This window comes from Dellaglioa sp. CoH-55-MRSF-8 (assembly GCF_056782195.1).
In genome coordinates this window covers 305,707-325,641 of sequence record NZ_JBXAYH010000002.1, presented here as the reverse complement: position 1 = coordinate 325,641, position 19,935 = coordinate 305,707, and the positions used below count along the sequence as shown (strand labels likewise).

20 protein-coding genes are annotated in these 19,935 nt (G+C 31.8%); 17 read left to right on the top strand and 3 right to left on the bottom strand.

Annotated elements, in window-relative coordinates:
* Positions 1 to 53 precede the first annotated feature (53 nt).
* The 8 genes from argS to AC1RPW_RS03395 all read left to right on the top strand — a co-directional run bounded on the left by argS (position 54) and on the right by AC1RPW_RS03395 (position 10,927).
* Positions 54 to 1,745 (top strand): arginine--tRNA ligase, encoded by a 1,692-nt coding sequence (gene argS / locus AC1RPW_RS03430; protein ID WP_481761180.1) that lies wholly within the window; start codon positions 54 to 56, stop codon positions 1,743 to 1,745.
* Positions 1,746 to 2,030: 285 nt separating this feature from the next.
* Positions 2,031 to 2,741 (top strand): Crp/Fnr family transcriptional regulator, encoded by a 711-nt coding sequence (locus AC1RPW_RS03425; RefSeq protein WP_481761181.1) that lies wholly within the window; start codon positions 2,031 to 2,033, stop codon positions 2,739 to 2,741.
* 70 nt (positions 2,742 to 2,811) lie between these two features.
* Positions 2,812 to 3,279 carry an arginine repressor gene (locus tag AC1RPW_RS03420; protein ID WP_409022715.1) on the top strand — a complete coding sequence of 156 codons (468 nt, stop codon included), beginning with the start codon at positions 2,812 to 2,814 and terminating at the stop codon, positions 3,277 to 3,279.
* Positions 3,280 to 3,431: 152 nt separating this feature from the next.
* Entirely contained in the window at positions 3,432 to 5,552 is a 2,121-nt protein-coding gene (locus AC1RPW_RS03415; protein ID WP_481761182.1) for a PBP1A family penicillin-binding protein, read from the top strand.
* Between the two features lie 76 nt (positions 5,553 to 5,628).
* Positions 5,629 to 5,973, top strand: a complete 345-nt coding sequence (locus tag AC1RPW_RS03410; protein ID WP_481761183.1) for a YlbF/YmcA family competence regulator — start codon at positions 5,629 to 5,631, stop codon at positions 5,971 to 5,973.
* A gap of 71 nt (positions 5,974 to 6,044) precedes the next feature.
* Positions 6,045 to 7,265, top strand: coding sequence for a metallophosphoesterase family protein (locus tag AC1RPW_RS03405; RefSeq protein WP_481761184.1), 1,221 nt, complete (start codon positions 6,045 to 6,047; stop codon positions 7,263 to 7,265).
* Positions 7,252 to 9,942 (top strand): ATP-binding protein, encoded by a 2,691-nt coding sequence (locus tag AC1RPW_RS03400; RefSeq protein WP_481761185.1) that lies wholly within the window; start codon positions 7,252 to 7,254, stop codon positions 9,940 to 9,942. Before AC1RPW_RS03405 ends, AC1RPW_RS03400 begins: the two co-directional genes overlap by 14 nt.
* A gap of 10 nt (positions 9,943 to 9,952) precedes the next feature.
* A complete protein-coding gene (locus AC1RPW_RS03395; protein ID WP_481761186.1) occupies positions 9,953 to 10,927 on the top strand; it encodes a 3'-5' exoribonuclease YhaM family protein in 975 nt (324 codons plus the stop codon).
* An 86-nt stretch (positions 10,928 to 11,013) separates the two neighbouring features.
* On the opposite strand, the gene AC1RPW_RS03390 is transcribed toward AC1RPW_RS03395, so the two are convergent.
* From AC1RPW_RS03390 to AC1RPW_RS03380, 3 genes are all read right to left on the bottom strand, one after another.
* Positions 11,014 to 11,919, bottom strand: a complete 906-nt coding sequence (locus tag AC1RPW_RS03390) for a peptidylprolyl isomerase (protein ID WP_481761187.1) — start codon at positions 11,917 to 11,919, stop codon at positions 11,014 to 11,016.
* A gap of 135 nt (positions 11,920 to 12,054) precedes the next feature.
* The gene (locus AC1RPW_RS03385; protein WP_481761188.1) at positions 12,055 to 12,378 is read right to left on the bottom strand and encodes a hypothetical protein; all 324 of its coding nucleotides are present in this window, start codon (positions 12,376 to 12,378) and stop codon (positions 12,055 to 12,057) included.
* A complete protein-coding gene (locus tag AC1RPW_RS03380) occupies positions 12,378 to 12,809 on the bottom strand; it encodes an HIT family protein (RefSeq protein WP_481761189.1) in 432 nt (143 codons plus the stop codon). Before AC1RPW_RS03380 ends, AC1RPW_RS03385 begins: the two co-directional genes overlap by 1 nt.
* A gap of 114 nt (positions 12,810 to 12,923) precedes the next feature.
* Between AC1RPW_RS03380 and AC1RPW_RS03375 the strand changes: the two genes are divergently transcribed.
* From AC1RPW_RS03375 to AC1RPW_RS03335, 9 genes are all read left to right on the top strand, one after another.
* Complete coding sequence (locus AC1RPW_RS03375; protein WP_481761190.1) at positions 12,924 to 13,661, top strand: ABC transporter ATP-binding protein; 738 nt, start codon at positions 12,924 to 12,926, stop codon at positions 13,659 to 13,661.
* Entirely contained in the window at positions 13,658 to 14,875 is a 1,218-nt protein-coding gene (locus tag AC1RPW_RS03370) for an ABC transporter permease (protein WP_481761191.1), read from the top strand. The genes AC1RPW_RS03375 and AC1RPW_RS03370 overlap by 4 nt, the downstream gene beginning before the upstream one ends.
* A 65-nt stretch (positions 14,876 to 14,940) precedes the next feature.
* Positions 14,941 to 15,729: a phosphotransferase gene (locus tag AC1RPW_RS03365; RefSeq protein ID WP_481761192.1), complete on the top strand. Its 789-nt coding sequence runs from the start codon at positions 14,941 to 14,943 to the stop codon at positions 15,727 to 15,729.
* A 74-nt stretch (positions 15,730 to 15,803) separates the two neighbouring features.
* Positions 15,804 to 16,463, top strand: coding sequence for a tRNA (guanosine(46)-N7)-methyltransferase TrmB (gene trmB / locus AC1RPW_RS03360; RefSeq protein WP_409022703.1), 660 nt, complete (start codon positions 15,804 to 15,806; stop codon positions 16,461 to 16,463).
* 165 nt (positions 16,464 to 16,628) lie between these two features.
* Positions 16,629 to 17,708 (top strand): glutamyl aminopeptidase, encoded by a 1,080-nt coding sequence (gene pepA, locus AC1RPW_RS03355; protein WP_409022702.1) that lies wholly within the window; start codon positions 16,629 to 16,631, stop codon positions 17,706 to 17,708.
* 5 nt (positions 17,709 to 17,713) lie between these two features.
* Positions 17,714 to 18,034, top strand: coding sequence for a thioredoxin family protein (locus AC1RPW_RS03350; protein WP_409022701.1), 321 nt, complete (start codon positions 17,714 to 17,716; stop codon positions 18,032 to 18,034).
* 18 nt (positions 18,035 to 18,052) lie between these two features.
* Positions 18,053 to 18,511 carry a universal stress protein gene (locus AC1RPW_RS03345; protein ID WP_481761193.1) on the top strand — a complete coding sequence of 153 codons (459 nt, stop codon included), beginning with the start codon at positions 18,053 to 18,055 and terminating at the stop codon, positions 18,509 to 18,511.
* A 2-nt stretch (positions 18,512 to 18,513) separates the two neighbouring features.
* Complete coding sequence (gene ytpR / locus AC1RPW_RS03340) at positions 18,514 to 19,152, top strand: YtpR family tRNA-binding protein (RefSeq protein WP_481761194.1); 639 nt, start codon at positions 18,514 to 18,516, stop codon at positions 19,150 to 19,152.
* Positions 19,153 to 19,217: 65 nt separating this feature from the next.
* A partial coding sequence (locus AC1RPW_RS03335) for a hypothetical protein (protein WP_481769377.1) occupies positions 19,218 to 19,935 on the top strand: 718 nt, incomplete at its 3' end.

Sequence of the window (19,935 nt, the reverse complement as noted above, 5' to 3'; positions counted from 1 at the left end):
TACATAATTATTTGTAAGGGGCTTTTTTTATACAATTTTAGGAGGAATGGATAATGAATTATAAACAACAAGTTGCACAAGCATTGGTTGCTATCGTTGATGGAAACCTTACTGAAGAAGAAATTATTGCCAAAATTGAAATACCAAAAAGTTCTGATATGGGGGATTATGCATTTCCAGCTTTTGCATTAGCTAAAGCATTTAGAAAAGCACCTCAGATGATTGCTAAAGACTTAGTAGAGAAAATTGATCAAAGTCAATTTGAGTCAGTTGCTGCAGTTGGGCCATATGTTAACTTTTTCTTGAATAAGGCTGCATTTAGTCAAGATATTATTGAACAAGTGCTTTCAAATGGCAGTGAGTATGGCGCATCTGATATTGGTCATGATGGTAACGTACCAATTGATATGTCATCACCCAATATTGCTAAACCTATTTCAATGGGACATTTACGTTCAACTGTGATTGGTAATTCAATTGCAAACATCTTGGCTAAAATTAATTATAATCCAATTAAAATTAATCATTTAGGCGATTGGGGAACTCAATTTGGTAAGTTAATTACTGCTTATAAATTATGGGGTAGTGAAGCAGAAGTTAAAGCTGATCCTATCAATAAATTACTTGAATACTACGTTCGTTTCCATAAAGAAGCAGAAGAAAATCCAGAGTTAGATGTTGCAGCTCGTGCATGGTTTAAAAAGCTCGAGGATGGCGATGAAGAAGCAATCGAACTTTGGACTTGGTTCCGTGCAGAATCATTATCAGCTTTCAATAAAATTTATGATATGCTGGGTGTCCAATTTGATTCATTTAAAGGGGAAGCCTTTTATAATGATAAAATGGGCGAAGTTGTGACAATGTTAAAAGATAAAAATTTGTTAAAAGAAAGCCAAGGCGCAGAAATTGTTGATCTTGAAAAATACGATTTAAACCCTGCCTTGATTCAAAAAACAGATGGGGCAACTTTATATATTACTCGTGATTTAGCTGCTGCTATTTACCGTAAACGGACGTATAATTTTGTACAGTCATTGTATGTTGTCGGAAATGAACAAGCTAACCATTTTAGACAATTAAAGGCTGTGTTAAAGGAAATGGGTAATGATTGGTCAGATGATATGCACCACATTCCATTTGGCTTAATCACACAAGGTGGTAAGAAATTATCGACTCGTTCAGGACGTGTTATTTTACTTGAAGAAGTTTTAGATGATGCTACAAGCCTTGCTAAAAAACAAATTCAAGATAAAAATCCTGACCTACCAAATGCTGAACAAGTTGCTAAAGATGTTGGTGTTGGGGCTGTTATTTTCCATGATTTAAAGAATGAACGTATGAATAATTTTGATTTTGTTTTAGAAGAAGTTGTTCGTTTTGAAGGTGAAACAGGTCCCTATGTCCAATATTCAAATGCTAGAGCACAAAGTATTATTCGTAAAGCGGGTGATGTTTCAATTAGTGAAAGTAACAATGAACTTTCTGATCCTGCTGCATGGGATACAATTAAGTTACTTGGTGACTTCCCTAAAATAATTAAACGTGCAGCTAAAGAATATGAACCATCAGTAATTGCTAAATACGCTATTCATTTATCAAGAGCATTTAATAAATACTATGCAAATTCAAAGATATTAGTTGAAGATGATCAAAAATTAGCTCGTTTAGCACTCGTTCAAAGTGTGAGCGTCGTTTTAACAGAATCATTAAGATTATTAGGCGTAAATGCACCAAAAGAAATGTAATTAATAAAAAAGTTGACTTAATTGTTAACTTTTTTATTTTATCTAAATATTGTTAGATGTACTTTTTAACGATGATTGTGCGTTTGAACACAAAATGGATGTGCGAATACGACCAGTTTATTTTTATCATTTTGGTACTGTTAGATTAATGATTTAGAGCTATCAGTGAATCAAAAAAATAAACCAGGGTCTCCAAAATCCGAAAAAATAAATCGACATTCTATATTTAATCTGATAGTGTTGATAGTTATATATCATAAATATAGGTATTAAGGGAGTAAAGGGATGATTACAGAAAAAGAAAGACAAAGGTATCGATCAGAATTTTCTGACCATGAGTTGTTTGGTTGTTTAAGTGAGGATGAACAAGGAGCTTGTTTTGAACAAATTACATTTAAAAGATTTCTAAAAGGAAATACTATTTTTGATATGAATGATAAACGTGATTTTATTTATGTTGTCTTGGATGGATTAGTTAAAATTGAACGTGGTGATCGAGCTGGTATTTTTCAAAATTATATGTATGTTACATCGAAACAAATATTTCCAATTGGTGGAATGTTACAGAGTGAATATTATACTGTTTCAAGTCGTGCTGCTACACTAGCGACGGTCGCTAAGATTCCTGTTGAACTTATTGAGAATTTAATCAAAACACATTATGAAGTTTCTGCGTACTTATTTGGGCAAATTGATAATATTTTAAATTGTTCAGAAGTGTTAAGGTTAAGAACCGTATGTAGTAATACAACAACCCGGATAACACAAGTGTTACAGTATTTAAGTGAGAATCTAGCCGATAAACATGGTGAGAATAGTCTGCGAATCCCATATGTGATTACACATGAAGATATTGCGACGATTAGTGGAACGCGGCGTGAAACCGTTGGACGAGTTATTCAGAAATTAGTGTTAGATGGTTATATTATTAGAGATTCAGGTATGCTTATATTTGAATCAAAATTCAATAAAATGAATAAAATCGTCCTAAATTAAGCGTATTATTTCAGTATTCATATTTCTTTTGCTATACTAAGAATAAATACTCATTCAAAGAGGGATTCTTATGAAGAAAGAGATACGTCAAGCTAAAATTGAACAGTTAATTAATAAAAAAGTAATTGCAACGCAGGATGATTTGATTTCAGAATTGGAACATGTGAATATTAAGGCGACTCAAGCGACTATTTCTAGAGATATTCGTGAAATGAAAATTGTTAAAGCTCAAGATGAACAAGGTGATTTGAGATACGCAATTTTTAAGTCAGGTAATTTAAGTGAAGAAGTTCATTTATTTGAAATTATTTTTGAAGTCGTTACTAATATTACTAAAATCCAATTTATGAATGTTGTTAAAACGATTCCAAGTAACGGTAATTTACTGGCAGCAATTATCGATGATTTTGGCTTCCCGGATATTGTTGGAACTGTTGCGGGACATGATACAATTATGATTATTAGTTCAGATGAGCAGGCCGCACAACGTGTCTATGATATTTTTACTGAACACGCAAATCCAGATAATTTAATTTAAAATACTGTGAGACTAAGGAGTAGATAACATCTACATTTCTTAGTCTTTTTTTAAATATTTAAAAATATCATAATAAAAAGGCTAATTTACTTTTTATAATATTGCTATGGTAAAATAATAAATGATATTAAGATTAAATATGGGGACAACTAATGAAAAATGAAAATAAAAGAACTAAAAATGAAAATTGGTTTGTAATACATCTAATTCAATTTAAAAATTGGTTTCGACAGGGATGGAAATTTGTGCATGGTTGGAAATGGTTGACTATTTTTATTTTAGCAATTATTTTAGGTTCGAGTGCGTATTTAACTTATGTAGCCAAAACAACAAATGTTAGTGGGTTAAAAGCTGCTTTACAACAATCAACTGAGGTTTTTGATAAAGATGGCGATAAAGCAGGATCGTTATACTCTCAAAAGGGTACTTACGTTTCATTAAATAAGATTTCACCCAATATTCAAAATGCTGTACTGTCATCAGAAGATCGTAATTTTTATCATGAATATGGATTTTCAATCAAAGGGATGGCACGTTCTGTGGTTTCATTGGTTAAAAATCGATTAACTGGAAGTAGTGCAATTAGTGGTGGCGGAAGTACTATAACGCAACAACTTGTTAAAAATGCATTCTTGTCACAGGAGCAAACTTATAGTCGTAAGGCTAAAGAAATATTTATTTCAATTGAAACGGAAAAAGTATATTCAAAAAAAGACATTCTAACGATGTACTTAAATAATGCATATTTTGGTAATGGCGTTTGGGGTGTTCAAGATGCCTCTAAAAAATATTTTGGAAAAAGTGCTTCAGATTTAACTGTTAGTGAGGCTGCAGTTATTGCGGGTATGTTAACATCGCCAGGGGCATATAATCCGATAGATCATCCTGTTGCAGCTAAACAAAGGCGTAATGTTGTTCTGAATGTTATGTATGAAAATAAAAAAATCTCTAGTGCAGAATTATCAAGTGCTAAGCAGACGGGTATTACATTAAATGATACGTACGATTATCAATCAGGTTATAAATATCCTTATTATTTTGATGCCGTTATTAGTGAAGCAATTAAAAATTATGGGTTAACTGAATCAGATATTATGAATCGTGGTTATAAAATTTATACGGCGATGGATCAGACCCATCAAGAAGCTATGCAAACATCATTTGATAACTCTACCTTGTTCCCTTTGGATGCTGATGATGGGACAAAAGCTCAGGGTGGATCAATTGCTATTAATTCAACGAATGGTGGTGTGACAGCAGTTGTTGGTGGACGAGGTAAACACGTTTTTAGGGGATATAATCGAGCGACTCAGATTAACCGCCAACCGGGGTCAACACTAAAACCAATTGCCGTATATATGCCTGCTTTAGAAGATGGCTATTTTTATGATTCTGAATTAAAAGATAAAAAACAATCATATGGATCAAATAATTATTCACCAAATAATTACGACAATCAATATGCAGGTAAAATACCAATGTATAAGGCATTGGCACTTAGTAAAAATGCGCCAGCTGTGTGGTTGTTAAATAAAATTGGTGTTGATAAAGGATACGATGCTGTTAAAAAATTTGGTATACCGGTTAAAAGTTCGGACAAAAACTTAGATTTAGCTTTGGGTGGTTTAACTACTGGTGTCTCACCCTACGAAATGGCTAGTGCATATACTGCGTTTGCTAATGGTGGTATTCAAAAAAAGGCTCATTTTATTACTAAAATTGTTGATGCTTCTGGTAAAACGATTGTTAATAATTCAGACAATAGTGAAACTAAAGTTATGAGTAGTAAGGTAGCTAAATCGATGACAAGTATGATGATGGGTGTCTTTGAAACTGGAGGAACTGGCGAACTTGCTGTCCCAGCTGGATATACAGTTGCTGGTAAAACGGGAAGTACAGAGGCTAAAAAAGGTTCTACAGATGGGACGAAAGATCAGTGGGTTATTGGATATACACCAGACATTACTGTCGCAACATGGGTTGGTTTTGATCAAACTGATGATACTCATTACCTAAGAAATTCAAGTGGGGATATCGTTGATTCCTTATTTAAAAGCGAAATGTCAGGTATATTACCTAATACTGCTCAGACAAGCTTCTCAACGAAATCTGCTACTACTTTAGCAAATAATACCGGTTCAAATGATAGTGGAGATGGTATTTTAGAATCAGTAGAAAAGCAAACAGATGAAATAAAAAATAAATTATCTGATTCTGCTAAAAAAGCCCAAAAATGGCTCAGTGATAGTATTAATGGGATGTTTGGAAATTAGAACAAATCAATGCAAATTATGGATAAAAATGATACACTAATTAAGTTAATATAAATTATTATTGGAGGAATCAGAAATGGTTGTTAATATTTATGATACAGCGAACCAAATGAGTCAAGATCTTAGTCAAACGGAAGAATATAAGGCTTTGAAATCAGCTTATACAAAAATGCAAGAAGATGAAATTGCATATAAATTATTTAAAGAATTTCAAACAATTCAAATGTCTTTGCAACAAAAACAAATGAATGGTGAAGAAATGACAGACGAAGAACTTGAAAATGCTCATAATCTTTCAGAAAAAATCGGTGATTTTGATACAATCAAAGATTTAATGGTTAAAGAACAAGTTTTAAGTGAAATTATGAATGAAGTTAATTCAATTATCACAAAACCAATACAAGATTTATATCATAATTAATTCGAATAAAAATCCTGGAAGCAAAGCAATTATGTTTTGTACCAGGTTTTTTTTTATAAAGGAGTGGGAAGATGAAATTTATTCATGCAGCTGATTTACATTTAGATAGTCCTTTTGGAGGATTAAAAAATGTACCAAGTCAGTTAATGGATTCGATTTATCAGTCAACATTTAAAGCTTTGAGTAATCTCGTAGATACGGCTATTGAAGAATCAGTAGACTTTGTTTGTTTAGTTGGGGATTTATATGATTCATCTGAGATGAGTATTATGGCACAAACAACGTTAATTAGTCAGTGTGAACGACTGCAAAAGGCCGGAATAAATGTTTATTTGAGTTTTGGTAACCATGATTTTTCTGATAATGCTCAAGATCATTTAACTTTTCCATCAAATGTAACTTTATTTACAAGTGAAGTTGAAACAGTGACGCACATTTTAAAAAATGGCGATGAAGTTCGATTAACTGGGTTTAGTTATGCACATAGATGGGAACCATCAAAAATCGTTGATTATCCTGTTCGTGGTGATGAGAAATGGCATATTGGGCTTATCCATGGGGCAAATGAGGGTATAAATTCAATATCAGATGAAAGTTATGCACCATTTACTGTTAAAGAATTATTACAGAAAAATTATGATTATTGGGGATTGGGTCATATTCATGTAAGACAGATTTTGAATGAACAACCCCCAGTTATCTATCCTGGAAATACACAAGGTCGGCACCGTAAAGAATCAGGCGATAAAGGGTTTTATCTAGTGAATAGTGATGGAAATAAGTTGGTTCCCAAATTTATAACGTCATCTACAATTGATTGGGAAACAGTTAATATTTCAATGGCAAAAATTGATTCACTATCAGATGCTATTGATAAGATTGACGCTGAATGCCAACTTTTTTCTAAAGATAAATCATATTTAATAGTGATACAAATCACAGATTTAGATAATTTTAGTGATAGCCTAGTAAATCGCATTCAAAATGGTGATTTATTAACTGCTTGGATTCAAAAACATATGCCAGATAATTACTATTGGATTGTTAAAATTAAAACGGTGATTAATAAAAAGGTAGCTTTTGAATCAATTGATCAACAATACTGGGAAGAAAGCGCAAAACGTGTTTTTACTGATGATGGAATGACTGAACTCGCTGATAAATTATTACAAATTCCGGAACTTAATACGTACTTATTAGAAACGGGACATTTAGTAGAATTACAAGAAAATTCAAAAACATTGCTTCATGAAAATCAAGCGATAGAGGGTCATATAGATGAAAATAACTAAAGTTAAAATTTACGGATTTGGGAAGTGGCATGATAAAACGTTTGATTTTAATCAAACGAATCAGGTTATTTTTGGTCTGAATGAAGCAGGTAAATCGACGTTAACAGCATTCGTATTGAGTATGTTATTTGGATTTGCAAATGCGAAAAAGAAGTACCAACAATATCTGCCTAAAGACTCATCCACATATGGTGGAGAGTTGGAATTATTAATTGGTAACGATGCTTATCGACTAACTCGTACACAAGGTAAATCTGGTGGCAAGGTATCTATTGTTAAAAGTGATGATGGGATGAAAGTAGCTAGTAGTAAGCTGCATGAATGGCTAAATCCAGTCGATGAAAATTTATACAATCAAGTATTTTCATTTAATCAGCAGGCGTTAAACCAAGTATTTAATTTAACGAATGAAGATTTAAATGAGTATCTAACGACGATGGGAGCAGTTGGTAGTCAAGAATGGTTAGAATTAACTAAAAAAATTCAAAAAGATGCCGATCACGTCTATAAGCCAGCAGGTCGTGTAACTGAGTTAAATAAGGAAATTGCGTTATACAATGATTTAGTTAATAAAATAAATATTGCCAAACAGAAATTTCCGGAATATGTTGAGACACAAAAAAAGTTAGATCAAAATAGGGAACAAATTAAAGGGCTACAAACAACACAATATAATCTAACCAAAGATTACCAACGCTACGAACAATTAAAGCAAAATTGGTCAATATATGAACAATCTAATGAGTTGACGGATAAGCTAAAACAAACTGATGAAGATGCTATGATTTCTGTTGATAATTATCAAAAAATACAAAATTTACTAGAGAAACAAAAGATAAATAATGAAAGGTTAAAATCGATTAATCAGAGTGTAGTTGATGAAAAAGAAAATTTAGCAGCATTAAATTTAATAAATTTTTATGAAAACAATAAAGTTGATTTTGATATATTATTTGAACAATTAGCTGATAATCAACAATATTTAGATAAAGTTGTATTAGAACAGACGAGTTTAAACCAACTATTAACAGAACAAGAACGGTTAATGATGCAATATCAAAATATCAACGGAAAAGTTCCAATAGCGTTTGATCCTGATGATTTTAAAAATATTGTCACATTAATTAAATCTGAAGAGAGCAATAAACGAATACTTCAAGAAATTGAACAAAAGCAATTGACGAAAAAACAAGATATTTTAGATTTAAATCAATCAATTGATCAAAAAAATCAAGTACAAAAAAGTAAATGGTCTACACAACAAAGTATCTTAGTAGGGGTAAGTGTTATACTATTTGTACTAAGTATGATCTTACCAATGCCGTTTAAAATAATGGGATTGATACTAGATATTATGATAGTTGTATATACCATAATTGTATTTAAGCAGTCTAATTCTAAGGATAAATCAAGTAGTGATGCTCTGATGCAAATACAAAATAAAAGACAAATGATTACTGCAGAAATTGATGAAAATCAATTGAAGATAGGTGAACTGGACGAACAATTGAGACAAACTGATACTGAATTAACGGATTATCAAATTCAATACGTTTTAGATGATTTTCCAAAGAATCAGTGGTTCTCAATTCAAAATGACTTAAGTCGAATACAGTCTATAACAGATCAAATTAGTCAAAAATCAGCAGAAATTAAAACGTTAACTGACAAGATAAAAAATTATTTGAATCAGACAGATTTTGCTGATAGTTTTCTAGCACTAAATAAAAGTGATATGGCAGATAGTTTAGCTAGAATTAGAGGCTTTAATGATAAATTACAACCTTTAATTGCTGAATCACAATCAATAAAAAATAAAATGGGCTATTTAAATGAACAACAAAAGCATGAAGATAATGTGACTGCTGATATTTCTAATCAAATTAATGAAATATTAACGCAATATCATTTAACGTCAATTGAGCAATTTGAAAAAAATTACGATTTACAAAAGCAATTTGTTCAAGACAAATCTAAATTGGATACAATTAATGAGCAGCTTCCTGTGGAGGTTAGAAAAAATCTTGCTAGATTTGAAACGAAAGAAAGTTTAGATGAACAATTAGATGAGCTTACAGAACAATTGAAACAATTGCAAAATAGTATAATGAACATTAATCAGGAGATTATTGATCAACAGACGTTATTACGGACTTTGAAGGCAGAAGGGAATTATACAGAACTTCGACAAGAGTTGGCTGAAAAAGTTACAATTTTAAGTGAATTAGCTGATAAATGGTTAACTCAAAAGTTAACTATTAATTGGATTAACGAGGCATTAAAAGACTCTTCTGGGGTTAGAATGCCACAAATGTTGCAATTAGCAAATCATTATTTTGAACTATTAACATTAGGCCATTTTACACAAATAAATAATATATCAGGATTATTAACCGTCGTTTCTTCTGATATGGTATCATTTGAAGTGGGAGAATTGTCACAAGGAACAGCAGAGCAGCTATATATCGCACTTAGATTTGCTTTAATCATGACAATTAATAAATCAATCGAATTACCATTAATTATTGATGATGGGTTTGTTAATTTTGATAAAAACAGAAAAAATGCCGTTTTAAAACTAATACGAGAAATAAGTAAAAAAGTTCAAATTATTTATTTAACGGCAGATGATTCAGGATTAACTGGATTTGATAACGATAAAATAATTAAGTTATAGGAGGATGGACATGGCACAAGAGAAAAAAATATTTGAATATAAAGTTGACGAAAACGTAGCATTATTTGTTTTAATTAAGAGTGCAGAAGTTAGAAATACAAAGAATAATAAGCAATTTATTGCATTTAATTTTGAAGATAGTTCAGGCCAAATTAGCGCTAAGCTTTGGGATGCAACGCCAGAGGCAATTGAACAATTTCAAACGGGTAAAGTTGCCTTTATAAAAGGAAAACGTGAAGTTTACCAAAATAATCCACAGATGAAAATCTATCATATTAGATTGACTGAAGAGGGTGAACCTAATGATCCGAGTCAATTTGTCGTTAGTGCACCAATGAAAAAAGATGAGATGGAAGAAGAATTTAATAAAGCTATTTTTGAAATTACAAACCCAAATTGGAATCGAATTGTAAGATATCTCATTGCCGAAAAACATGATGATTTTTTCAGTTATCCCGCTGCAAAGAAAAATCATCACGCATTTTCTGGTGGGTTAGCCTACCATACACTTTCAATGTTGCGATTAGCTAAATCAATTGTTGCCGAATATGGTGATGTGATTAATGCACCATTACTTTACGCAGGTGTGATTTTACATGATTTAGGAAAAACAATCGAATTATCAGGTTCTGTGGCAACAACTTATACATTAGCTGGAAATTTAATTGGGCATATTGTATTAATTGATGAAGAAATTGTTAAAGCAGCAGGTGAATTAAAAATTGATCTTCAGACAGAAGACATGATTTTATTACGTCACGTTGTTCTTGCGCATCATGGGTTACTAGAGTATGGTTCACCAGTGCAACCTCATTTAATTGAAGCAGATGTTTTACATCAAATTGATAATATTGATGCATCAATTCAAATGTTGAAAGGGTCATTGGCTCATACAGAAGAGGGCGAATTTTCTGAACGTATATTTGGTATGGATGGTCGAAATTTCTATAAACCACATGCTGACAGTAATGTAACAAATAATTAAATTGAAAAATATCTCAATGGATAAATTCCATTGAGATATTTTTTTCGAAAAAAAAACACCAGATATAATCTGATGTTTTGATGTATTTATTTTGAAGATGAAGAAGATGATGATAAGTAGCTTGAAAGAACATCTTTCAAGTCATCATCTTTGATTGATACGTTACCTTTTTTAAGAACTTTACCAACAATTTTTTGTAATTTAGTTGAGTCAGCCATAGTTTCAGTAACAATTTGTTCTTTTAAGTCAGAAATGTGATCGGCTTTTTTACCTTTACCAGCATTTTTAACACTCAAGATTACATCATAACCTGCTGTTGTTTTAACAGGTGTAGTTGTATATTTACCTTGTTTTAAATCAAATGCAGCTTTTTTAAATTCTGCTGTTAGTGTTGTATCTGTATTGTTAAATGCAGCTAAAGTACCACCAGTACTTGCAGAAGTTGTATCTGTTGATTTTGATTTAGCTAATGCAGTAAATTTGTCAGTTAACTTTTTAGCAGTCTTTTGTTCATCAAGTTGTTTGATGATTTTTTCTGCATCTGATTTTGAAGCAACTTGAATACGTTGAACTGTAATAGTTGGTTGGTATTCTTCCCATTGCTTATCTACAGCTGTAGAACTTAAATCACTGTAATGTTTAACAGCAGCTTTTAAAAGTAAGTTAGAACGTAATTCTGCTTTAAAACTAGTCTTTGTCATACTGTTTTGTGATAAGACAGATGAGAAACTTGAACCATATTTAGCTTTATAAGTATCGTATTGTTTTGTGACTTCTTTATCAGAAACATCATCACCATATTGTTTTTCCAATACTTTGTTCAAAATCATTTGTTGTAAAATTGATGTACCACTTGAAGTTTTCTTCAAACTATCGTAGTAAGCACTTTCTGTAACCTTACCACCTGAAGTAGTTGCAACTGTTGAGCTCCCACAACCCGCTAATGTAAATGTTAATAGTACGCCGGCTAAAGCAACAAGCCATTTTTTCATAACCTAACACATCCTATTTCTTAAATTTTTTGTCTTCTCAATGAAAGACTAATACGTTTAATATAACATAATTATCATATAATGAAAGTAAATGACCGAAAATTCACAAAAAAATCAAACTTTTAAAAGCCTAATTCATTGATACTTTTCTAATTTTTTATTAATTTTATTGATATTTGGCTCGATCTCATAAGTAAACTTTTCTATACGATTGCTAATGGAATCGACGATGGGTAATGTTTCTTCGATAATCGTATTCAGATGATCTGTAGCATACTGCAATTTTTTTGATGAATTAGTTACGCGATTGATATCATTTTGATAGTCAGAAAAATCTGCTTTTAACTGAACTTTTTTATCTGCAACAAAAGTAATAAGTTCATCTCTATGGTTATAGGCATAGTATGCTGACCCACCAATAATTGATAACAAACTAATTCGTTTAAGTGTTTTTGACATTATTTTTCTCCAATCTTATTCTTGATTGACATCATAATTGATTCAAGTTGCTCGGATGTGTACTTCTTGGAATTATCCTTGAATGACATTTTAAAAGTATCTTTTGTTGAGTATCTAGGAATTAAATGAAAATGTGAGTGAAAAACAGATTGGTAAGCTAGTTCACCGTTATTATTGACGATATTCATCCCTTGAATATCTGGATTGCTTACTTTAATTGCGGAAGCAATCATTGGAATTTTAGAAAAAACTTTACTAGCGAGTGCTTGGTCATATTCAAAAATATTAGCAACATGTTTTTTTGGAATAACAAGTGTATGGCCTGGGGTTGTTTGTGAGATATCAAGAAATGCTTTAATGTCTTCATCTTCGTATACGGTGAAACTAGGAATATCATTGGCAATTATTTTACAAAAAATACAGTCAGTCATATGTTTGCCTTCTTTCAAAGTTAGTTAATACTTTTATTATACATCATGAATGATAATTCACCATAATATGATATAATTAAAGGCATAAATAAATTGTAAATGGGGAATTAGAAAATGACATTAGAAGTTAAAAATTTAGTGGGTGGTTACTCTCAAATACCAGTTTTAAAAGATATTTCTTTTGAAGTTAAACCTGGAAATGTCGTTGGCTTAATTGGTTTAAATGGTGCAGGTAAATCGACTACAATCAATCATATAATTGGGTTATTAACCCCGCAAAAAGGAACTATTAAATTAAATGGCGTAACCTTAAGGGAAGATAGCCAGGCTTATAAATCACATTTAGCATATATTCCTGAAACGCCTATTCTTTATGAAGAATTAACATTAAAAGAACACATTGAACTCTCAATGATGGCTTATGGATTGAATGAAACTAAGGCATGGAAAAAAGCTAATGAATTACTTAAAATATTTAGACTTGATAACAAGTTAGAATGGTTTCCCGCTAACTTTTCAAAAGGGATGAAACAAAAAGTTATGATTGTCTGTGCTTTTTTAACAGAATCTGATTTTTATGTTATTGATGAGCCATTTCTCGGGCTAGACCCCTTAGCAATTAACGATTTATTAGAGTTAATTGTTGCTGAAAAGAAGCGTGGCGCAAGTGTCTTAATGTCAACTCACGTTTTAGCCACAGCTGAAAAGTATTGCGATTGGTTCATTTTACTGAATAAAGGTGAAATTAAAACACAAGGAACAATGGTTGAATTAAGACAAGCCTATAAGAATCCAGATGCTTCCTTAGATGAAATTTATCTTGGTTTAACTAAGGAAGAGGTAACAAAATGAAAGACTTATGGACAACACGTTTAAAAAGTCATCAGTTATTATTATTAAAATATTTACGATATGTTTTGAATGATCATTTTGTTGTTGCAATTATGTTTTTTGTTGGTGGACTTGGTTTGGCTTATTCAAATGGGCTAAAGGTGATGCCTGTTAATTTAGTTTGGTATCGGCCTGCATTAGTGATTGGATTACTGGTGATTTTACAAATCGGCCGTTTAAGTACGTTATTAAAAGAAGCGGATATTGTTTTTCTTTTACCACAGGAACATGCATTAATTAGTTATTTAAAAAAGGCAAAACGCTATTCAACAGTTATGGCCAGCTTAATGCAAGTTGGATTTATTGTGTTACTTATCCCAGTTATGATGATTGGAATGAAAATCTCAGTAATCAATATTATTTTCTTGATTTTAACGCAACTATGCTTGAAAAATAATTGGTTAGTCATTTCATTACTTGAAAAATATCAAAATAACCGGTTTAGTTGGGGAAGTATCAAATTAGTTAATATTTTATTGCCTATTTTGATTTATATCCTTGGATTATATGGTACGTTTATTCTGAGTTTTATCGTTGCTATTTTAAGTAGCTTTGTTTTAAATCAGCTAGCTGCAAAAGGATTTAAGGAAATCTTTGATTGGAAAAAAGCAATCAGTTTTGAAGAAAATAGAATGTTAGGGATTTACCGTTTCTTTAATTTATTTACTGATGTACCAATGGTTAGAGGGAATGTTAAGAGAAGAGTGTACCTTGATTTCATTTTAAATCATATTAAAAAAGATGACGCAAATGTTTATACATTTTTATATGCAAGGGGATTTATTCGCGGAACTGAATTTAGTGGCTTATTTATTAGATTAACTCTAATTGGAGCGCTAATTATTGCATTTATTTCAAATGGTTGGCTAGCACTCGCATTTTTAATCTTATTTATTTATCTGATTGGTTTTCAATTGTTACCTTTTGCAAAACATTACGATAATATTATTTTTACTAGACTATATCCAAAAGGAAAAGAGTATCAAATTAAGAATTTCAAAAAGTTTACATTAACAATTATAAGTGTAAGTGCAGTACTTTTTAATATCGCAATCTATATTGGTACAGGACAATTTTTAATGATGGGTTATGGTGTTTTGGTGAGTTTAGTGGAAATAATGCTGTTTACTAATGTTTACTTAGTTACCAGAGTTAAAAAAATCCTTGACGTATAATAGGGATGTTTGTAAGATGAAACTATAGCATCAGAGCTTAGTCGGGAAAAAGAGGTAATAATAGTATGGATTTTAATTTAGATCCCGGTTGGCAATTGTTACCAATTGGTGGAGATACAGGCACTGCATACATGGGTACACGTGCACAAGAAAAGGTGTTTTTGAAACAAAATATGTCACCTTTTTTAGCTGCGCTCTCAGTTGCTGGTATTACACCAAAATTAATTTGGACTAAGCGAATCTCAAGTGGGGATACAATAACTGCACAAGAGTGGCTAAATGGACGAAACCTTCATTCTGATGAAATGGATCAAAAAATGGTTCCTGAATTATTATCTAAAATTCATCGCTCAAAGCAATTAAAAAATATGTTGAGACAGGTTGGTGGAGAAGTTATCACACCTAGTGGCTTATTAGCTAATTATTTTGACGATTTGAGTGATGATTTAAAGCAGCACCCCTTGCTATCAAAAATGTTTCAGCAATTAAATGAACATCAACCTGAACTATCAACGGATAAGTATACAGTTTGTCATGGTGATTTGAATCATCGAAATTGGTTACAGTCTGATACTAATCAATTATATTTAGTTGATTGGGAGTCAGCAAAAATTGCTGATCCTGCTATGGATTTGAGCTTAGTTATGTCTGAATACATTCCAGATACACAATGGAGTAGTTGGCTGAGTGGTTATCATGAGTCATTGGAGAATAACGATTTATTAAACAGAATAAACTGGTACATTATAATAGCAAAATTACAACGAATAAAAAAAGCACATCAATTAAGTCGATTTCATGAAATGAATCAGGCAATAATAGAATTACAAAAATATAATATAAAAATGGATTAAAAAGTAAGTGGGGCTAAAACGATTAATACGTTCTAGCCCCACTTACTTTATCAAATGAAATGAGGATATATAAGTTGAGATTAAGAAATAAAGCATGGGCTGAACCGTTAATTGCAGAACATCCGGAACTACTTGTAACATCACCTAATCAGTTTAAGGGTAAATGGCAATCAAGATTTGAGAAAAAACAACCACTTTTTATTGAAATAGGTATGGGTAAGGGTGGATTTATTATGGGAATGGCTAGAAAATTTCCGGAATATAATTTTATCGGAATTGAATTGCAAACGACAATTGCAGCAATTACGTTGAAGAAACAAGTTGAAGCACAAATTCCAAATTTACAATTAATTTTAGGTAACGGTGATTCGGTAACTGAATTTTTTGATGATAATGAAGTTGATGGCATTTATTTGAATTTTTCAGATCCTTGGCCTAAAACAAGACAAGCCAAACGTCGACTTACTCATGGCAGTTTCTTAAAAGGCTATGAAAAAGTTATGAAAAATGATGGTCATCTTGAATTTAAGACAGATAATCGTGGCTTGTTTGAATACTCATTAGTTAGTTTAAATGAGTATGGAATGGGTTATGATCAAGTTTGGCTTGATTTACATGCAAGCGTTGAAGCTGAAGATAATGTCATGACTGAATATGAAGAAAAATTTAGTAAAAAGGGACAGCCTATCTATAAGTTAGAAGCACATTTTAATACGTCTAAAAATCTGGAATAAAAATTCCAGATTTTTTTTGTAAAAACGCCGTTACATAGTAACTAAGCTACATTCATGGATTCTTTTATGGTACTATTATATAATATAAAGTAAGAAATATTAAGCTAAGTGAGTAGACAAAATTGGGACTAATTCGTCCAATAAAATGAAAAGGGGCTCTCTAATATGAATGATAAAACGTTTAATTTAGTTAAAACAATGACTGAACTTCAGGCAACAAGTGGATTTGAAAATAACGTACGTGATGTAATGCGCGAAAAAATGACACCAAATGTTGATGAGGTTGTTCAGGATGGTTTGGGTGGGATTTTTGGTATCCGTAAAAATGCAGATATAAATGCACCTAAAATTATGACCGCTGCTCATATGGACGAAGTTGGATTCATGCTTGCCGCAATTAATGACAATGGGTTATTTTCAGTTCGCCCACTTGGTGGATGGAATCCATTTGTTGTTTCTTCACAACGATTCACACTAACAACACGATCAGGTCAAACGTACCCAATAATTTCTTCTTCAGTATCACCTCATTTATTGCGTGGTGATAATCATCAAAATGCAACACCACAAATTAATGATATTTTATTTGATGGTGGATTTGAATCTGCAAGTGAAGCAAAAGAGTTTGGTATTGCACCAGGAGATTATATTGTTCCGGATGTTGAAACAATTAAAACAGCTAATGGTAAAAATATTATTAGTAAGGCATGGGATAACCGTTACGGTTGTACTGCAGTACTGGAAACACTTGAAAAATTAAAAGACGTAACATTACCAAATACTTTATTCGCTGGTGCTAATGTTCAAGAAGAAGTTGGACTACGAGGCACGCCAGGTGCAGTAAATATGCTGAAACCTGATTTATTTTTTGCTGTCGACTGTTCAGCAGCAAATGATATTGAAACAACAAAGGGAACATTTGGACATCTTGGTGAAGGAACGTTGATCAGAATTTATGATCCAAGATTAGTAACGCTTCCTAGATTAAAAGAATTTTTATTGGATACTGCTTCGGATAACAATATTCCTTATCAGTACTTTGTTTCTCAAGGTGGTACTGATGCTGGCGCAGCTCAAACAGCAAATAATGGTATTCCAAGTTCTGTTATTGGCGTTTGTGCACGTTATATTCATACGCATCAAACAATGTTCTCAATCAGAGACTATGAAGCAGCAAAAGAATTACTTGAAAAAACAATTTTAGGATTGGACCGTTCAACTGTCGATACAATCATTAAGGGGTAGTTAGATTGGAAAAATTAAAAGTTTTAGAAAAAGATAAATTAAATGAATTATTATTGAATGGTAAATCATTGTTTTATTTTACGGCAGGTTGGTGTCCAGACTGTAACTTTATTGAACCATTAATGCCTGAAATTGAAGCAGAGTATTCCGATTTTAAATTCTATAAAGTAGATCGCGATGAACAAATTGAACTTTGCCAAGATTGGGGTATTTTTGGTATTCCGAGTTTTGTTGCATACAATAACGGTGTTGAGCTTGATCGTTATGTGAATAAAGAGCGTAAAACGAAAGAACAAATCGAATCATTTATGAACAAATTAGACTAAACCATTGGGGTGATAGTGATGTTTGAACAAGTTTATAAAAGAGTAATGGTCGGGATAGATGGAAGTGTGCAATCTGAACGTGCATTTAATCAGGCAGTTGAGAGTACTTTAAAAAACGAGGCTAGTTTAATAGTTGTACATGTTGTTGAGCGAAGTGTTGACAATACATTTTCTGAAGATGAAGATGACGTTACAACTGAAGTTAAGCGATTAAATGATACCTTAGCCGACTACAAACAAATTGCGATAGATAAGGGCGTTATTGATGTTGAAACTATTTTAGTATATGGATCTTCTAAAGTTTTATTAAGTCGTGAAATACCAGAAGAAAAACATATTGATTTAATTATGGTTGGGCAAACAGGGGCTAACGTTGTTGAAAGATTTGTGAATGGATCAACAACAGATGCAATTCTAAGAAATGCGCCATGTGACGTCTTAGTCATTAGTGATAATAAGAAGGGAACTCATAAATAAATATGTTAATAGCAAGTTATAATTTAAAGAACGTTGGCGATACATTAATGGTTGTTTTACGTGAAGAGGTAGAAAACCAAAAGTCAGAATTAAAAAATAATGTCGTTCGTATTTTCAATGAAAAATCGAATGAAACGTTGGGATTTAATTTTCTAGAAATCTCTAAAGAATCACTTGATTTAGTAGGTAACGGACAAATCTTTTTAGATGAAAAACAAGTAGAAAAATTAAATCAACTTATCGTTGCTGCTGGATTTAAGGATGTACTTGTTGTCGATGACGATCCTAAATTTGTTGTGGGATATGTAGCTGAATGTAATGAACATCCTGATTCTGATCATTTGCATATCACAAAAATTGAAGTCAATAATGGTGAGACACTAGATATCGTTTGTGGTGCACCTAATATTGAACAAGGTCAGCTTGTTGTTGTTGCTAAAGTTGGCGCAATGATGCCAACTGGGGCTATTATTTGGCCGGGTAAATTACGTGGTATTGATAGTTATGGCATGGTTTGTTCAGCTCAAGAGTTGGCTATTCCTAATGCTCCAACTGTCCATGGTATTTTAGTTTTAGATGAAAAGATGAATCATGTTGGTGATGCATTCGATTTTGAGAAGGCAGCCAAATTATTTGCATAATATAGATTTATAAAAACTAATTGCGGTTATTGCAATTAGTTTTTTACATAGTTAGGATGAAATTAATGGAGCGTTACGATGGACCTGCATTTTATAAGAAAACGTTAAAAAAAGATGTAAATAAACCACATCACAATGAGAAATTTGCGCGCAAAGAGACAAAGATAGATAGTCAAAGTGAAAAAGCACAAATTAATCGCTATTCTCGAGGTTTCAAACCAAAACAAATCCCCACATTTTTTACAAATAAAAAGCAAAATAAAAACGTAAGGTATCGGAAAATTTTAGTTCAATTAACTAAAGCAAAGGATACTTATTTACTGTTTGATGATTTTGCTGAAGAGGAAAATCAAGTATCTAATAATGATGAAAATACGTTATATTCTGTGGATAGTGTAGCTAAAAAAATAGTACCAGAAGTAGATTCAGTAATCGAAGATAATAAACAAGAAGATACTTTATTACAAAATACAAATTTAGAGCCTGATGTGTTTGATGAAAAAAATGAACAGATAAAAAAAGCAAATATAAATGTAGTTGCTAATAACAAGCACGCTTTAGCTCGAGGATTATTTGAAATATCAGTTTCTGAGAATGAGGCTCAAAATGAATTAGCCGTTTTTAAAAATAAACCTGAAGTTTTGTCACGTGAAGAACTTGCATTTGTAAGTACCAATCACCAAACTAATGAAGAAGTACAAGAAGTACAAGAAGTACAAGAAGTACAAGAAGTACAAGAAGTACAAGAAGTACAAGAAGTACAAGAAGTACAAGAAGCTGTCT

Bases quoted from the DNA above. Each gene is read 5' to 3' on its own strand.
- argS (WP_481761180.1), top strand. From the start codon at position 54: ATGAATTATAAACAACAAGTTGCACAAGCATTGGTTGCTATCGTTGAT.
- AC1RPW_RS03425 (WP_481761181.1), top strand. From the start codon at position 2,031: ATGATTACAGAAAAAGAAAGACAAAGGTATCGATCAGAATTTTCTGAC.
- AC1RPW_RS03420 (WP_409022715.1), top strand. From the start codon at position 2,812: ATGAAGAAAGAGATACGTCAAGCTAAAATTGAACAGTTAATTAATAAA.
- AC1RPW_RS03415 (WP_481761182.1), top strand. From the start codon at position 3,432: ATGAAAAATGAAAATAAAAGAACTAAAAATGAAAATTGGTTTGTAATA.
- AC1RPW_RS03410 (WP_481761183.1), top strand. From the start codon at position 5,629: ATGGTTGTTAATATTTATGATACAGCGAACCAAATGAGTCAAGATCTT.
- AC1RPW_RS03405 (WP_481761184.1), top strand. From the start codon at position 6,045: ATGAAATTTATTCATGCAGCTGATTTACATTTAGATAGTCCTTTTGGA.
- AC1RPW_RS03400 (WP_481761185.1), top strand. From the start codon at position 7,252: ATGAAAATAACTAAAGTTAAAATTTACGGATTTGGGAAGTGGCATGAT.
- AC1RPW_RS03395 (WP_481761186.1), top strand. From the start codon at position 9,953: ATGGCACAAGAGAAAAAAATATTTGAATATAAAGTTGACGAAAACGTA.
- AC1RPW_RS03390 (WP_481761187.1), bottom strand. From the start codon at position 11,919: ATGAAAAAATGGCTTGTTGCTTTAGCCGGCGTACTATTAACATTTACA.
- AC1RPW_RS03385 (WP_481761188.1), bottom strand. From the start codon at position 12,378: ATGTCAAAAACACTTAAACGAATTAGTTTGTTATCAATTATTGGTGGG.
- AC1RPW_RS03380 (WP_481761189.1), bottom strand. From the start codon at position 12,809: ATGACTGACTGTATTTTTTGTAAAATAATTGCCAATGATATTCCTAGT.
- AC1RPW_RS03375 (WP_481761190.1), top strand. From the start codon at position 12,924: ATGACATTAGAAGTTAAAAATTTAGTGGGTGGTTACTCTCAAATACCA.
- AC1RPW_RS03370 (WP_481761191.1), top strand. From the start codon at position 13,658: ATGAAAGACTTATGGACAACACGTTTAAAAAGTCATCAGTTATTATTA.
- AC1RPW_RS03365 (WP_481761192.1), top strand. From the start codon at position 14,941: ATGGATTTTAATTTAGATCCCGGTTGGCAATTGTTACCAATTGGTGGA.
- pepA (WP_409022702.1), top strand. From the start codon at position 16,629: ATGAATGATAAAACGTTTAATTTAGTTAAAACAATGACTGAACTTCAG.
- AC1RPW_RS03345 (WP_481761193.1), top strand. From the start codon at position 18,053: ATGTTTGAACAAGTTTATAAAAGAGTAATGGTCGGGATAGATGGAAGT.
- ytpR (WP_481761194.1), top strand. From the start codon at position 18,514: ATGTTAATAGCAAGTTATAATTTAAAGAACGTTGGCGATACATTAATG.